The sequence below is a fragment of the Nocardia brevicatena NBRC 12119 genome (genome assembly GCF_000308495.1).
GTDB lineage: Bacteria > Actinomycetota > Actinomycetes > Mycobacteriales > Mycobacteriaceae > Nocardia > Nocardia brevicatena.
On the sequence record NZ_BAFU01000247.1, the window covers coordinates 1 to 15,610 of the forward strand.

At 66.9% G+C, this 15,610-nt stretch carries 13 protein-coding genes; 5 read left to right on the forward strand and 8 right to left on the reverse strand.

Annotation, left to right across the window (positions count from 1 at the left end; translation table 11 throughout):
- Positions 1-68 precede the first annotated feature (68 nt).
- From ON20_RS40825 to ON20_RS31410, 3 genes are all read right to left on the reverse strand, one after another.
- Positions 69-824, reverse strand: coding sequence for a polyprenyl synthetase family protein (locus tag ON20_RS40825; RefSeq protein WP_083865563.1), 756 nt, complete (start codon positions 822-824; stop codon positions 69-71).
- The gene (locus ON20_RS33775; RefSeq protein ID WP_051163702.1) at positions 767-1,093 is read right to left on the reverse strand and encodes a polyprenyl synthetase family protein; all 327 of its coding nucleotides are present in this window, start codon (positions 1,091-1,093) and stop codon (positions 767-769) included. The genes ON20_RS40825 and ON20_RS33775 overlap by 58 nt, the downstream gene beginning before the upstream one ends.
- Positions 1,094-1,229: 136 nt before the next feature.
- Positions 1,230-1,772 (reverse strand): nuclear transport factor 2 family protein, encoded by a 543-nt coding sequence (locus ON20_RS31410; RefSeq protein ID WP_245547598.1) that lies wholly within the window; start codon positions 1,770-1,772, stop codon positions 1,230-1,232.
- A 104-nt stretch (positions 1,773-1,876) separates the two neighbouring features.
- Here ON20_RS31410 and ON20_RS31415 point away from each other — a divergent pair, with 104 nt between their 5' ends.
- The 3 genes from ON20_RS31415 (at position 1,877) to ligD (ending at position 4,721) form a co-directional block, all read left to right on the forward strand.
- On the forward strand, positions 1,877-2,317 hold the full coding sequence (locus ON20_RS31415) for a MarR family winged helix-turn-helix transcriptional regulator (protein WP_040841738.1): 441 nt from the start codon (positions 1,877-1,879) through the stop codon (positions 2,315-2,317).
- An 807-nt stretch (positions 2,318-3,124) separates the two neighbouring features.
- A complete protein-coding gene (locus ON20_RS39605; RefSeq protein WP_245547599.1) occupies positions 3,125-3,364 on the forward strand; it encodes a DNA ligase-like domain-containing protein in 240 nt (79 codons plus the stop codon).
- A complete protein-coding gene (ligD, locus tag ON20_RS39610; RefSeq protein WP_245547600.1) occupies positions 3,306-4,721 on the forward strand; it encodes a DNA ligase D in 1,416 nt (471 codons plus the stop codon). Before ON20_RS39605 ends, ligD begins: the two co-directional genes overlap by 59 nt.
- Before the next feature lie 259 nt (positions 4,722-4,980).
- On the opposite strand, the gene ON20_RS31435 is transcribed toward ligD, so the two are convergent.
- From ON20_RS31435 to car, 3 genes are all read right to left on the reverse strand, one after another.
- A complete protein-coding gene (locus ON20_RS31435) occupies positions 4,981-5,454 on the reverse strand; it encodes an RDD family protein (protein ID WP_040841743.1) in 474 nt (157 codons plus the stop codon).
- Between the two features lie 78 nt (positions 5,455-5,532).
- A complete protein-coding gene (locus ON20_RS37185; protein WP_157229164.1) occupies positions 5,533-5,781 on the reverse strand; it encodes a hypothetical protein in 249 nt (82 codons plus the stop codon).
- Between the two features lie 1,048 nt (positions 5,782-6,829).
- Entirely contained in the window at positions 6,830-10,294 is a 3,465-nt protein-coding gene (gene car / locus ON20_RS31445; protein ID WP_040841905.1) for a carboxylic acid reductase, read from the reverse strand.
- Between the two features lie 760 nt (positions 10,295-11,054).
- Here car and ON20_RS31450 point away from each other — a divergent pair.
- A complete protein-coding gene (locus ON20_RS31450; RefSeq protein WP_040841748.1) occupies positions 11,055-12,626 on the forward strand; it encodes an FAD-dependent oxidoreductase in 1,572 nt (523 codons plus the stop codon).
- Positions 12,617-13,681 carry a DUF5914 domain-containing protein gene (locus ON20_RS31455; RefSeq protein WP_051163721.1) on the forward strand — a complete coding sequence of 355 codons (1,065 nt, stop codon included), beginning with the start codon at positions 12,617-12,619 and terminating at the stop codon, positions 13,679-13,681. Before ON20_RS31450 ends, ON20_RS31455 begins: the two co-directional genes overlap by 10 nt.
- Positions 13,682-14,058: 377 nt before the next feature.
- Here the strand turns inward: ON20_RS31455 and ON20_RS31460 are convergent, their stop codons facing one another.
- Positions 14,059-14,847: a crotonase/enoyl-CoA hydratase family protein gene (locus ON20_RS31460; protein WP_040841751.1), complete on the reverse strand. Its 789-nt coding sequence runs from the start codon at positions 14,845-14,847 to the stop codon at positions 14,059-14,061.
- The gene (locus tag ON20_RS31465; RefSeq protein ID WP_040841753.1) at positions 14,844-15,602 is read right to left on the reverse strand and encodes an SDR family NAD(P)-dependent oxidoreductase; all 759 of its coding nucleotides are present in this window, start codon (positions 15,600-15,602) and stop codon (positions 14,844-14,846) included. Before ON20_RS31465 ends, ON20_RS31460 begins: the two co-directional genes overlap by 4 nt.
- Positions 15,603-15,610: the final 8 nt, after the last annotated feature.

A 15,610-nucleotide genomic window follows, 5' to 3' on the forward strand; every position in this document is an offset into this window, starting at 1 on the left:
AACCGGCACACCTACCCGGTAGCAACCCACCGCCGATGTCTACCTGGGGGTATTCCAAAACGACAGGCTCATTTGCCTTGGGCGGCGACAAGGGTCGGTGATGGTTGCCAGGCGCACACATAAACCAACGGCCGAGGCCTGGCGCAGCATTGCCACCACGCCACGCCTCGGCGCGGTAACCGCTTCCGGGTCCCGCAGCTGCGGATCCTCCAACAGGTCGTCGAACACAGGACAGGATGGCCATGCCCGCGGTGGACCGTTCCCGGGCCACGTCCGCTACCGGGGACAAGGCCTGTGCCGCCTGCAACCGCAATCGGTGGTGGTCGGCCTCGGCCGGAGTGAGGACGAGGCCGGGTGTCGACCGGCCGGCTCCTCGCCCATCGCATGAGCTCCTGCGGGAGCGCGGCGCTGTGGTCCTCGAATGACCGTGTCGCCTGCGAGGGGACCGCGGGACCCGGAGTTCGCCGATCGAGGATGGACCGGACATAGGTAATCATCGCGTGGCGGGCGCTCGGGTCGACGGGCAGAGTGGCAAGCCGACCGGCGGCCTGGTCCAGGAATTCATCGGCCCCCGCCTGCGTTTCGTCCACGGCACCGGAGGCGATGACGAGCTCGCGGGCGTGGACGGCTTGCTCACTTGCCATTGCTCGGCGCAGCAGCCGGGCAAGACCTTGGTCGCGGACAGCCGCGCGGATGACGGGGAGGGTGTAGATGCCCTCGGGCAAATCCGCGTTGACAGGCTTGCCCATTTCTTCAGCGGTCGAGGTCAGATCGAGGATGTCATCATACAGCTGGTAGGCCGGCCCGAAGTATCGGCCGAACAGGGCAACGCCTCTTTTTCATCTTCGGAGCGGCCGGCCTGCATCGCGCCGACCCGGCACGCCACCGAGAGCATCACCGCCGTTTTGCCGTGGATCGCGTCCAGGTAGGACTGCTCGCTGCGGGAGGCCACATACTGGTCGACGGCCTCGATCACCATGCCCGCGCACATCTGCTCACCTGCGATCGTTCCCGCGAGGACTTCGCGCCGGCCGAGTTCGGCCGGTATGCGTATGCCCGAGAATGTCACGCAGTCGCCACCCAGGACGGCCATATGCGATTGCTTCGTTGTTGGTGCAGGTTGGCATTTCGACGCAGCGCGAAGGCGATCGAATGTTCGACGTACGAGACCTCCCATTCGGGCCAACCCTCGAGGTGACAGGGAAGGGTGCTGGTCCGCGCGGGAACGATCAGTCCTTACGGATCCAGGCGGGCATGATTCGTGTCTCGCTGAGTCGCCAGCCTTCCGGCGTACGTACTGCGGTGCAGGCCTGTCGCAGGCCGCCTGTCTGGTGAGGTGGTTGACCGTCGCGGTAGTAGTACACGATCGAGTTCGACGAGACAGCGGCCCGGTCGCCGTCGACTTCTACCAGCAGATCGGTGGTCGTGTGCTGGGTGTGTTCCCCTTCGACCTCGCTTTGTCGCATGAAGTCGACAACCTTGTCGAGGCCGCGGACCTGGATTCGTGGCGAGTGGACCTCCACATCCTCGGTGAAGACAGTGCCGGCATCGTCCCATCGCCTTTCGTCGAGCAGGCGGGCGAAGCGGGTGAACAGGTCAGCGATCTCGATACGGTCGGTGATCGGAGAGGTGGTGGACATGGCATCCTCATTCGCTGACAGGGTGGATGGGCGACTGTTGGGCGAGGCGGTGCTGTCGGCGCCGCAAGCGGTGGCGGTGAGCGTAAGGGCGAGGGCGGCGCAGGTTACGACGGCCCGGAGCGTTCGCTGCATACCTTCCTCGTTACTGTTGACGCCAAATCATTGGCGGCTCCAATATTAGCCGCTCCGACTATACAGATATCTGTTGGCAGCGCCAATAAAGTTGGGTGGCTGTCGTGGACCAGACCCCTGCACGCCTTTCCGCGAAGCCGAGTTGGCTGCTCACCCGGTTGGCAGTGCACGCGCCCAAGGTGGCGTCCAACAGGTTCGGTGAGATCGGTGCACGTGGGTACCACTACCGCATCATGGCCGCGCTGGACGAGTTCGGGGCCGCCGGCCAGACCGAGCTCGGTCGCCGCTGCGACATGGACCGTAGCGACGTGGTGGCAGCGATCAACGAGCCGGCCGAACAGGGTTTCGTCGTGTGGACGCCGGACCCGCAGGACCGACGACGCCACATGACGATCCTCGCAGAAGCCGGCAATCGGCAACTGCGGCGCTTGGACCGAGCGCTCGACCAGGTGCAGGACGAGCTACTCGGCCCCCTTCCCGCCGAGGACAGGCAAACGCTGACCCGTCTGCTCGCCCGATTGCTCACCCACCACCAACAGGGATGACAGGGCCGAGCACAAAGAACAGTGCGGTTTCGGTTCAGTGTGGTCCGAGTAACTGTCAATTCCTGTGGATCTCGTGGGGCTCGGATTGCTCGCAGCCAGTGATCGAGGGCTGTGAAGTCCTCGTCACCGAGCCCTCGGAACGACTCGACGCGCCGCAGGAGTGCAGGGCCGCGATGACGGGTGACGACCCAGGTGTGGTCGGCGTCGGTGATCTCGTCGTCGACCCAGGCGAATGGGCGTCCGTCGGCCCCAGTCCACCAGGGTCCGGGGCTTCCAGCACAGCCCGAACCATCGGTCCTCGCGTTCGTGCTCAGCGCAGGGTTCCGACCGGCAGTCGTGGCAGCCCGAGCCGGGGCGCGATCTCGGTATTGGCCTCGTCTTCCCATGTCGTGGCCCAGACCGGCCGGTATGGCAGCTCCGCCGGCCGGCAATCTCCCTCGAGGCCGAGCCACGAGAAGTGCGAGTCCGACACGATACTGCGCGGCTCGCGCTCGGGTCGCTCGACTTCTGACCGACGACAGCCCCGCGCGGGCTGGTGATCGTCGGTTTCCGGCCCTCCTCGGCGGGTAGGCCCCGGATATGTCCCTGAAGGAGACCCGGACAGGCACGGACACGGCATGGCTGCCGGTCGAGCGTTGCGACGAACGCGCCGACATGTGCGACCCGGTAGGCAGTCGGGCGGAGTCGATGTTGTCCGAGCGCCTTGTGGGCGGGTCGGGGTGATGGTGCGCCTACCCGAGGAGCTGCGGTCGATGCTCCGCGAGGAGGCGGTGCCCCAGTGGCCGGTTCGTGGTCGACGGTGAGATCGTGGCATTTCAGGGACGGCGTACCAGCTTCGCCCGGTTGCAGGGCCGCCTCGGGATCACCGACACCGAGCAGACTCGGGCATCCGACATCGCGGTCTTCTTCTATCTGTTCGACTTGCTGCACCTCGACGGATACGACACCACCGTGCTGCCGCTGCTATGGCGTAAACGGCTGCTGCGCAATGCCCTGTCGTTCGACGGTCCGCTGCCGCTACACCACACACCGCGTCGAGGACGGTGAGGCCGCATATCGGGCGGCGTGCGAACGCGGTGACGAGGGGGTGATCGCCAAACGCGCCGACGCCTCCTATGCGGGGCGCCGTTCGACGGACTGGCCGAAGTCCGAGTGTGTCCGCGACCAGGAGTTCGTGATCGGCGGCTACACTGTCCCGCGCGGCAGCCGGATCGGGTTGGGTGCACTGCTGGTGGGCTATTACCAGGGCCGTGATCTGGTGTATGCGGGCAAGGTCGGCACCGGCTTCGACAACGCCACCCTGCGTGCCCTGCACAGTCGGATGTCGCGGATCGAGCAGGACACGTCTCCGTTCATCCGAGGGGAGGTTCGCGAGGCCGCCACTCGGTGGGTGCACCCGGAGCTGGGGGCTCAGGTGGCGTTCACCGAGTGGACCCGCGACGGCAGGCTACACTGGCCTGCGCACCGACAAGAATGCCCACGAGGTCGTGCGGGAGACACACTGATGGCTCGCATCGATGTCGAGATCACCCACGCCGACCGGATACTGTTCCCGGCCGACGCCATCACCAAAGGCGACCTCGTCGACTACTACGGCCAGGTGGCCGCGGTAATGGTGCCGCATCTGAAGGATCGTCCGCTGATGCTGCAGCGGTACCCGCGCGGTATCGACGAGCCCGGCTTCGTCCAGAAGGATTTCGCCGATTCCCTGCCGGACTGGATGCACCGAGCCCAGGTCGCCAAAGAGGGCGGCACCGTCGTGCACGCCATCGCCGACACCCCTCGGGCGCTGAAGTGGCTGGTCAACCAGGACGGCATCACCCCGCATGCCTGGCTGTCGCGGCAGGACCGACTCGACACTCCGGATCGGATCGTATTCGACCTCGACCCCTCCGTCGGGGACTTCGCCGCGGTGCGAGCGACGGCCCACACCCTCCGTGACGTACTGAACGATCTGGGCCTGGTCCCCTACGTGCAGACCACGGGATCGCGGGGACTGCACGTCGTGGTCCCGGTCGGAGGCGATGCCGACTTCGACACCGCCCGACAGTTCGCTCGCGAGGTCGCCGAGCTGGTCGCCGCCGACGACCCCGCCCATCGCACCGTCGAAGCCCGCAAGGACAAACGCGGCGACCGGATCTATCTCGACATCATGCGCAACACCTACGCACAGACCGCGGTCACCCCGTACGCCGTGCGAGCCCGCCGCGGTGCACCGGTGGCCACCCCCCTCGAGTGGGACGAACTCGACGGCCACGACATGCGACCGGACCGATTCGCCATCCGTGACATACCCAAACGCGTAGCCGGCCAACGCGACCCATGGGCCGACCTGAACCGTCACGGCCGCTCCCTGATCCGCCCCATACAGCGCCTGTCCCGGCTACGGGGCAAATCCTCCTGAACCGAACACCGACGAAGCCGGCCGGCGGACCCGTCCGCGAATACCGACGTCACAGGGTCGCCACGGTCTTCGCCGAAACCGGGCGGGTTGCCGACCCCCGACACGACTCGACGTTCGAACCGGCGCCTCGACCTCGTCTGCGATCCGGAACAGCTCCGGCGACCCCACGCAACCGCGTGTGTGATCGGTCCCGCCCGATATCCCGGCATTGCTGCCGTTGTAGCGATGATCGGAAGGCACCGCTACAGCGGTGTGAAACCTAGGGGGTTTCGACTACCTGGGTGCCGTCGGCGAACCGGTCGTGCCAGCCCTGTTTGGTCGGGCTGGAACCAACTGTGACGGCAATGGCGAGGGCGGCGAAGAACCACAGCACCCCACCGATGCACGGAACCAGGTTGAGCAACATATACGCGTTACGCAGGGCAGAGTCCTTGATGCCGGGCTTGGGAGTACCGCCGGATCCGTTGACGTGCAGGCCGAGAAGCTTCTTACCGGGGGTTGATCCGGTGGCCACTTCGAAACCGAGGAAGTACAGGAAGCCGAATCCGGCGCCGGGCAGGATCGATACCCATCCGGGCGTGTGGGCCGATTTGTTCAGCAACCAGAAGAAGATCCCGCCGACAATGCCCGCAACGATCCAGTCGATGAAGCGGGCGGCAGCGCGTTTGCCCAGCCCGCCCGGGGTCACCCCCGTGACCGGTCCGAAGTGGGGCTCGTATCCACCTGTACTCACTTTGTTCCTCCTCATGAGAAGCGGCCCCACCTGCCGGTTGGTGATCGCGCCGCCTGTCGGGCATAGGGTTCCACGATCTCACATGCCGATGAGACCATCAGCGTGGTCGATCGGTGTGCGGTTGCGGCTCCGGCCGCTTGGCTCACCGGCACGAAGAAGTGAGCCGCGGAGTTCGCCCGGCCATGCCGGGCAGCTCAGGAGTTCGATGAGCGCGGTAGCGGAGATCATCCCGAGCGTGGCGACGGCGATATCGCCCGACCAGATGCGCCCGCCCTCGGCATCCGCGATCCTGCCGGGCTCGGTCCCGGCGGCCCGCTCCGGTCGCATCCCCGGCTCCGGGTTCACGCCGTCGCGGCGAAGACACCGCCCGGCCAAAGCGACGTCACCCGGCCGCCGGCACCCGGCGAACTCCAGAACGGTCGCCTCGAGCCGGGCGACCGGCCCGTGGTCGCCGCCTCCACGCCGATCAGCTCGCACCGACTACCAGCCCGCCATTCCGCCGGTCGGGTGGAGATTCCCGACCGGACTGGCTTTTATTTTTTTCTCGTATATGGTTGAGGTCAGTCGGTTTCGAAACAGGAGCGACAATGGCTGACAAATCACGTGGAAAGACACTGAAGAAACCCTCGTCGACCATCAAGGAGCGCCGGGCCGCAAAGCGCGAACGAGAAGACGATTCGACGACGGTCGTGCGGAAGCGGAAGCGCTGAAACGACTCTCGTACGCGAAGCCCGTCTCGCCATTATCCGGTAACAGTGACATTCCGAGGAAGATTTTCGATTCGGTCCTATCCGACAATAATTTGGAATGATCCGGTGCCGGCTGTCGTCCAGATCGGAATACCTGATCGTTATCGGCGGCGTTTGCTGCAACCGTCCCCAATCGCCATCGATCGCGGAAAATGGCCAGTAGATGATTTTTGGTTTCCGGAGCAGCCCATGACTTCGAAGAGCGTCTCTCGTGTGGGGAGTTCCTTGTAGCAAAAGATCGCGCCCCTGCCGTTCGGCCGGGAAAATAAACGCTGCAGAGTTGGCGTGAGCACTGTTCATCAGGTCGCCGAGAGCTCTATCGCATTTGACGATCAGACCACCCGCAGCATCTCGATATCATAGTCCGGAGACGGGGTGAACTCGTTCCAGGAGTTCACCCCGATCGCGCGATCGCCGGATACTGTCCGCACCATGTCTCGGTGGACTCCACGAAGCATTCTCCGGCGGCGACCTCGGTCGGGGCGGTCATTGCCGGCCCGGGTTGACCGTGGTCATGCTCCGGTGGTTGTCGACACGTCCGGACAGCATCCCGGCCGACGGTTCGAGAGCGGCGCAGCAACCGCCACCAGCGTGTCGCACCCGCACCGGCATCCGGGCTCGGACGTTCAGAGCAGGTTTCGCAATGCCAGGTCGGTGCCGTATTTCTCGATGAGTTCGCGGGAGATATGCGGGATATCGTGGTAGACGCCGATACCCGCGGCCCAGACGGCGGAGCGGAATCTCTCGGCGGGCAGCACGGAGCCTCGGACCGCAGGCGCCGGCTGCCGGTAAGCGTGCAGCAGCGGCAGCACGGAGACCTGGCGCTGTCGTTCGGGCAGCGCGCGCAGTGCGGTTTCGAACCGGGCGAACCACTCGTCGTAGTCGGCGATCCTCTCGATCCGGTGACCGGCGGCGACGAGCCAGTCCACGAACTCGTCGAGTGAGCGGCCGTCGTCGTGCGGGTTGAGTACGTCGTAACTCCGGAAACCTGTGCCGTCCGCTACGCCGAGAGCGGTGATCGCCGCAGCGGTGAAATCGGCGGGCAGGCCGTCGTAGTGGGCGCGGGCGCGGGTGCCGTCGGCAGCGGTGCGGTAGAAGGAGAACGGCGCGATCCCCGTCGCGATCAAGCTCAGCAGCAGCCGGGTGAACATATCCGGCACGTTGAGCTGACCGGCGTAGCGACTGTTGGCCAGGATCATGTCCGAGCGGAACACCGTGACGGGCAGACCGCACAGGTCGTTGGCTTCGCGCAGCAGCACCTCCCCCGCCCATTTGCTGTTGCCGTAGCCGTTGGCGTAACTGTCGTCGACCGTACGGACCGGACTCATCTCACGGATGTCCCCGTCCTCGGCGAAGGCGGTCGGATCGATCTGCGCGGCCACCGCGACGGTCGACAGGTAGGTGAACGGCTTCAGTCGGGTGGTGAGCGCCAAGCGGACCAGTTCGGCGGTGCCAACCACGTTCGGCCCGAACAACTGCCGGTACGGCAGCACATGGTTGACCAGGGCGGCCGCGTGCACGATCAGGTCCACCCGGTCGGCCAGCCGCTGCCGGCTCGCCGAGCCGAGGCCGAGGTCCGGTTCGCCGATATCGCCTGTGATCACTTCGAGGTGCGCGTCGGCCAACTGCCGATAGTGCGCGAGCAAGGCAGGGTCGCCACTGTCGAAGGCGACGTCGAGGCGCTTGCGCGCGGCCGCCTCGTCACCACCACGCACGAGGCAGATCAGCGTGCCACCGGATGCGTGCAACCGCTCCAGCCACTCCAGGCACAGGAAGCGGCCGAGATAGCCGTTCGCACCGGTGAGCAAGACGGTCTGTGCCGGACCGTCCGCGCGCGATAGCGTCGGCGCCTCGGCCAGGGTAGGGGCGTCGAGGAACCTGTCCAAGGTGAGGTCGGCGGCGCGAACCTGCGGCCCCGCACCGTGCACGGTGGCGAAGGTCGCCCGCAGGCCTCCTGTGGTGCGTTCGGCCACAATGTAGTCCGCGATCTCGCGTAGGCCGTTGGTCGGGCTGATCAGCACCGACACCGGCACCTCCACGCCGAGGATTTCGTGCAGCAGGTTCGACAGCGACAACGCCGAGAGCGAATCGCCGCCGAGATCGGTGTAGCGCGCATCGGGGCGCAGATCGGTGTCGGCACATCCGAGCAGGGCTTTCGTTGCCCGGCTCACTGTGTCCAGCACCGACCGCTCGCCCGCCGTGCGGCGCAGGTCGACGAGTTCGTTCGCCTGCCCCTCGGCCAGTTCCGAGTACAGCTGCTCCAGCCGTTGGCCATAGCGCTCTTTCAGCTTGGGCCGCAACAACTTACCGATACCGGACAACAATCCGTTCGCCCTGGTGAACGGCTCGGTCTCGACCAGGAAGTCGCGCGGGATCTCGTAGCTGTGCAGGCCGGCTTCCTTGGCGAGCTGTTGTAGCGACTCGCTGAGCGCTGTTTTCACCCTGTGGGGATCCCCCTGGGTCAACGCGGCGTCGGTGGGCACGATCACGGCAAGCGGATACGCGCGTTCGCTGCTGCCGTACACGAAGATCTGCCGGACCAGCGGACTGGTCGAATACACCGTCTCCAGGTGCGTGACCGCGACGAATTCGCCCTGGGACAGTTTCAACACATTGTTGCGCCGGTCGAGGTAGACCAGCCGATCCGGCGCGGTCTCGGCGACGATGTCGCCGGTTTTGTAGAAACCCTCCTCGTCGAAGACCTGGGCGGTGACCTCCGGTCGCTTGTAATAGCCCGGGATCATGGTGGTGCTCTTCAACAGCAGCTCACCGCGCGGGTACGGCTTGTCGGTCCGGAAGTAGCCCAATTCGGGGACGTCGGCCGGCTTGTAGTCGATTACCGGCGGACGCTGCAGCTGGTTGTCGGCCATGACGTTGCCACCCGTCTCGGTGGACCCGTAGCCGTCGCGCAGCGGCAGATCCAACACCAACTCCATGAATGATTTCATCTCCGCCGACACCGGAGCGCTGCCGCAGGCGGCCGTGATGAGGCGCCCACCGAGAAAGTGTTCGCGCAGTTCGTCTTTCACCTGCGCTTCCAGCGCATCGCGGTCGATGTCGTGGCCGCGCCGCTCGATCTCGCTCTGGAAGCGCTGGAACACCATGTCGCATACACGCGGAACGAAGAAGAACTCGGTCGGCCGGGCCAGCGCGATATCGTCGAAGAGCGTCGACATATCGCTTTTGGCAGCAAAGTATGCGGTACCGCCGCGCGCCAGCGCACCCGCCAGCGACAAATGGCCCGCGATATGGCTCAGCGGCAGGTAGTTGAGGTTGATCGCGGCGACATCCGGCCGGTTCAGCCATCCCGCGGCGACCAGTCGTTCGGTGTACATCGCGCCTTTGGGCGTTCCCGTGCTGCCCGAGGTGTAAAGCAGCAGCGCCAGCGGGTCGTCGTCCGGCCCCGACAGATGCAGCGGCGCCGACGGCAGGTTCCTGCCACGCGCGAGAGCCTCGTCGAGCGATTCGACCACGACCGGACTGCCCGCGTCGGCCAGGCGCACGCGGGCGGCCTCGAATGCCTCCCGCTGGTCGTCGTCGCCCGGGTGGTAATCGAAGACCAGCAGTCGCCGCAGCGCGGGGCCGGTCAGGGCGCATGTCACGGCCGTGTCCAGGAGTTCGGGCGTCGCGGCGAGTACCCGCGGCGCGGTCTCCTCAACGATGGCGGTCAGCCCCGCGACGGACGCGCTGGGTTGCAATGGAACGGCCACCAGGCCCAAGGAGGCGGCCGCCAGGTCGAGAGTGGTGTAGTCGCTGCTGGTGAAACCGATCATGGCCACGAAATCGCCTTTGCGCAGCGGGTTTTCGGTGTCACCGTGCCATGCGGCCGCTACCGCGCGCACCTGCTCCCACAACTCGCCGTAGGTGATCGTGCGGTAGCGCGGCAGCAGTGTCAGCGATGCGCGGCCGGTGGCCTCGTCGGTGCGTATCTCGGTCGCCCGCCGGCCGAGGGCCGGTCGGTCCGCATAGCCCACCATGACCGTCTCGATGATCTGCGTGAGCCCTTTCCCGGGTTCGTGGATCTCCTGGGCGACCTCTGCGCGCGGCACAGCATGACGGACGTCGTCGTACTCGGCGCACAGCTGCGTCATACGTCGCCTGACCAATTCCTCGCGTGTCTCCGCTTTCACAGTCCGGCCCTCCTCGATTCGGTGGCCTTCCCTCATCGAAATTCGTTAGCCTAGCTAAATAACGCTCCGGAATAACGGTCCTATCAGCATTTGTGACGCCTTGAACAACGCCTAGGACGTCCCGAATATGCCGGGAATTCCTTCCGGACCGACGGTCCCGACCATGCGTCGCCACAAATGCCGCCTCTGTCGGGGCCGGCAGGAAGTACCGAAACGACACCTCGCGACCCGATCTCCGGGTCTGTCGCAGGCGCCGCAACTCCGCGTCCGTGAACACCTGCACGGCCACGAACCGGCGGCCGAGTCCGAGCACGAGGAGATGGCCGCTGCCGTGAGCCCACACCGGCGGTCTGCGGTGACATGGGACGGGCTTCGGCGATCTCGTCGGGTCGATCCCGGCATCGCGGCACCGAAGGTTCTCCCATGACCTGGCCGAGGCGGTGCAGGCGCCCTATCCTCACAGACGGGGATCCGCTCATGTTCCATCCCCCGCTTCGACAAGGTGGCACTTGCCGCCACCGGCGAGGCTGCACCCTGATCTCCGGTGCCCCGGCTACAGTGTGCCGCCGAAGTGGTCGAGCCGAACGCCGGGGCGATGGCCGGTCGGTTCCGCAGTTGACGGCGGCATCGGGATTCGCCGCGAAAGACAGGAGATGAGCGTGCACCACACTTTCACCGCCACCGTCGAGCTGCCAGGCCTCGGCACGGGAAGGACGACGTAGTGCGTCCCGGGCTCGGCCGTGATCGACGCATCGTTCACCATCGCGCCCCGCGCGCGGGTGAGCGCAGTCACCTCGACCACCGCCCGCACGTGGTGATCGTCGGCGCCGGCATCGCCGGGCTCACCGCGGCGACGGCACTGGCCGAACGCGGAATCGGCGTGGAAATCGTCGAGCGCCGACACTACTTGGGCGGCCGGGTCGGTGGCTGGACCGACACCCTGCCCGACGGCACTCCGATCGCGGTCAACCGCGGCTTCCACGCCTTTTTCCGCCAGTATTACAACCTGCGTCAACTCCTGCGCCGCACCGATCCGCAGCTGCGCCGGCTCGAAGGTGTCGACGACTATCCACTCGTCGACGCGCATGGACGCCGCGACACCTTCCGGCACCTGCCCCGTCACCCGCCGTGGAACGCGCTGGCGTTCGCCGTCCGAAGCCGCACCTTCCCACTCCGAGACCTACACCGCATCGACGGGCGGGCCGCGGCACCGCTCGCCGATGTATCGGTGCCCGCGATCTATGAGCTCCTCGACCACGTCGATGCCGAAACCTTCCTGCAACGGATCAACTTTCCCGAGACCGCTCGCCATCTTGCTTTCGATGTGTTCTCCCGCAGCTTCTTCTCTTCGCCCACCCAGCTGTCGGCCGCGGAGCTGGCGACCATGTTCCACATCTACTTTCTCGGCTCCAGCGAAGGCCTGCTCTTCGACGTCCCCACCTCGAACTACGACACCGCACTGTGGTCGCCGCTGCAGAATTACCTCCATTCGCGCGGCGCCCGGATTCGTACCGATACGACGGTGACCGCGGTGCACCCCGACGGCACCGGCTTCCGGGTGTGTGAGCACGACGGCGGCGCGGCCACGGCCGACGCCGTGGTACTGGCCACCGATATCACCGGGTTGCGCCGCATAGTCGAACACTCCCCACGGATCGGTGACACCGCGTGGCGCTCATCGATCCAACGGCTGCGCAACGCGCCACCATTTCTGGTGCACCGGTTATGGCTGGACCGGCCGGTGGCACGACACCGGCCCGCATTCCTGGCTACCGGCGGCCTGCCCCCACTCGACAACATCAGCGTGGTCAACCGCTACGAAAACCAGGCCCGCACGTGGGCCGACCGCCGCCACGGCGCCGTAGTGGAACTACACGCCTACGCGATTCCGCGGCAGCGCACACCGGCGCAGGCACGTGACATCCGCGCCCGGCTCCTCGCCCGGCTGAACAGCCTCTACCCCGAGACCGCAGCCGCCCGGATCCTCGGCGAACACCTGCAATGGCACGAAGACTGTCCGTTGTTCGGGGTCGGCGACCACGCCCACCGACCCACGGTCCACACGCCACACAACCACCTCGTGCTGGCCGGTGACGGCATCCGCATCGACCTGCCGGTCGCATTGATGGAACGTGCCGCCACCACTGGATGGGCAGCGGCGAACTCGCTGCTCACCGGATGGGGGCTGCCCGGTCACGATCTGCACACCGTCCCCACCGGCGGCCGCCACGCCCTCCTGCGCCGGCTCGCCGCCCGCTACCGATCAGCAGCAGCGAAAGAGGAATTCCCGTGAAGAATCCCGGGTTTCGGCGATGGCCCGGTCGATGGCCACTGCAGCCTGTCGAACCGAGCCGCTGGGAGTCCCAACAGCCCACCTACCGTGCCGCGGCTCCCGCCGTCATCACCGCCGCACTCGGCCGCGCTCGGCAACGCCGGTCCGGGAACTGGTACGTTTTCGCGGCCGGCTCCGAGGTTGGCGCCGACCGCCCATTCGGATTCACCGTCGCCGGAATCGAGCTCGTGGCATGGCGCGACCAACAGCGCCGGCTCGTCGTGGGCCCCGGAGCGTGTCCGCATTTGGGTGCACCGTTGGCGCAAGCACGCATCGACCGCGGAGCACTCGTGTGCCGATGGCATGGCCTGCGCGTCGACGCCGATGGCGCGCTGGGCTGGGCACCGCTGCCGTGCCACGACGACGGGGTGCTGGCCTGGGTCCGCCTCGACCTTCTCGACGGTGACAGCCCGCTCGACACTCCGGTCATCGGCGCGCGCCCGCCCACGCACCGGGCGATCGCCGCGGTGGCGACGGTCAGCGGGGTGTGCGAGCCGGTCGATATCGTCGCCAACCGACTCGACCCCTGGCACGGCGCCTGGTTTCACCCGTATTCGTTCGCTCACCTGGACGTAATCGAAACCCCTGCGGTGCATCATGTCCCGGCCGATACCGAGGACCGGTTCCTTGTCGCGGTCACCTTCCGACTCGGCCGTCGGCTCGGCGTCCCCGTCCTGGCCGAGTTCACCAGCCCGGAACCGCGGACGGTCACCATGCGCATCGTCGAAGGCGAGGGAGCCGGCAGTGTCGTCGAAACCCACGCCACGCCACTGGGTACCGGACCGGACGGGCGCCCACGCACCGCGGTCATCGAAGCCGTCATCGCCGACTCCGCTCGACCCGGATTCATCCGCGCCCGCCATGCGGCGCGCCTACTGCGGCCGCTGATGACGCGCGCCGCCGTCCGGCTGTGGCGCGACGACCTCGCCTACGCCGAACGCCGCTACCGGCTGCGGACACAATGCCCAGAACCAACCGACCGAACCGGGGGGCGGAAATCCGATACAGATCGGTGACGAAAGGTCATGGCGGTGATCGTGGTCATCGGCACCACGGGTTCGGCGTCCGCGTCCGGGCCGTGCCGGACCGACGGTGGCTTCTTCGCTCGATCGCGCACCCGTGCCGGGGTGGTGGCCGCAGTAGGTTGTCATCGTCAGGCAGGTCTTCGTGCGGGCATCCAAGGCGCAGGGCGGCCGGGACCGGGACGAACGGTTCTCGGCGGGACGCCGGCGCGCGGCGCCGCCTTCGCCGGATCAACACGATGGCCACGCCCTGATCCACGTGTCGTACTCGCCGAACCACGGTGGCGGAGTGCGTTCGACCCGACCCCTCCGCCGCATCGGGCGTCAACCCTGTGGAACGAAAGTGCCACCGGCGCAGCCAGGTCAGGCGATCAGCGGCCTGTCCACCGGGGCGTACGCTTCTCGATGAAGGCAGCAGCTCCCTCTTGGGCATCCGCCGACCTACGCACCGGGTCGACGTAGGCCTCCTGCCTGGCGAACATTTCGTCCAGCGTCCAATCGTCGGACTCGATCAGCACTCGTTTCGAGGCTGCCGGCGCCAAGGGCGCGTTCTCGGCGATCCGCTCGGCGAGCGCGAGCGCCCGCGCCAGCGCCTGTCCCGGTTCGGCGAGTTCGGTCACCAAGCGCACCGCCGCAGCGTCGGTCGCGGGCCACATACGGCCGGTCAACACCAGTTCCATGGCAAGGTGATAGGGAATGCGCCGCGACAGCCGCAGCAGCCCGCCCGCGGCGGCGGTCAGCCCGCGGCGCACTTCGGGAAGACCGAAGGTGGCGTTGTTCGCGGCTACGATGAGGTCGCAGGCGAGCGCGATCTCGAAACCGCCCGCCAGCGCGTAGCCCTCGACCGCGGCGATGAGAGGTTTGCGAGGCGGGCGCTGCACCAGACCCGCGAAGCCTCGACCGTCCACCACAGGTCGTTCACCTCGGGCGAAACCCTTCAGGTCCATGCCCGCGCAGAATGTCCCACCCGTTCCGGTCAGCACCGCGACGCTCAGTTCGTCGGTCCGATCGAAGGCGTCCATGGCGGCGGCGATGTCGTGCGCGAGGCCCGCGCTCATCGCGTTCTTCGCGTCAGGCCGGTTCATGGTGAGAACCAGCACCCGGCCCCGGGTTTCGGTCAGCAGTTCAGGCGCGAACCTCGTCTCGGCGGGCCTCGTCATCGCGCCGCCATCCGGACTGCGCCGTCGAGCCGCACTGTCTCGCCGTTGAACATCGGATTCTCGATGATGTGGGCGGCCAGCGACGCGTACTCGTCGGGGTGACCGAGCCGGCTCGGATGCGGGACAGAGCCGCCGAGCGATTCGCGGACGTTCTCGGGCAGCCGCGCCAGGATCGGGGTGTCGAACAGACCGGGCGCGATCGTGCTGACCCGGATGAGTTTCGATGCCAGGTCACGCGCCGCGACCAGTGTCATACCGACGATGCCCGACTTCGCCGACGCGTACGGCAGCTGACCGATCTGCCCTTCGAAGGCCGCGACCGATGCGGTCAGCACACACACTCCACGTTCACCGTTCACCGGTTCGTTGCGCGCCATCTCGGCAGCGGTGAATCGCAGCGCGTTGAAGGTGCCGAACAGGTTGACCCGCACGACTTCCTCGAACATCTCCAGCGAGCCCGGGCTGCCGTCGCGATTCACCAGCCGGACGGCACCGCCCCGGCCCGCGCAGTGCACCAGCGCCCGCAGCGGGGCCTCGCGGGTGGCGGCCTCGATGGCCGCGGCCACCGCGTCGGAGTCGGTGACGTCGGCGGGGGCGAAGACGCCGCCGATTTCGTCGGCCACCGCCTTGCCGTTCGACTGCGGCAAATCCAGCACGCAGACCTTCGCGCCCGCGGCGGCGAGTCTGCGGGCGGTCGCGGCGCCGAGACCCGACGCCGCGCCGGTCACGAGTGCCGATGATCCCTTGATATCCACAGATTTCT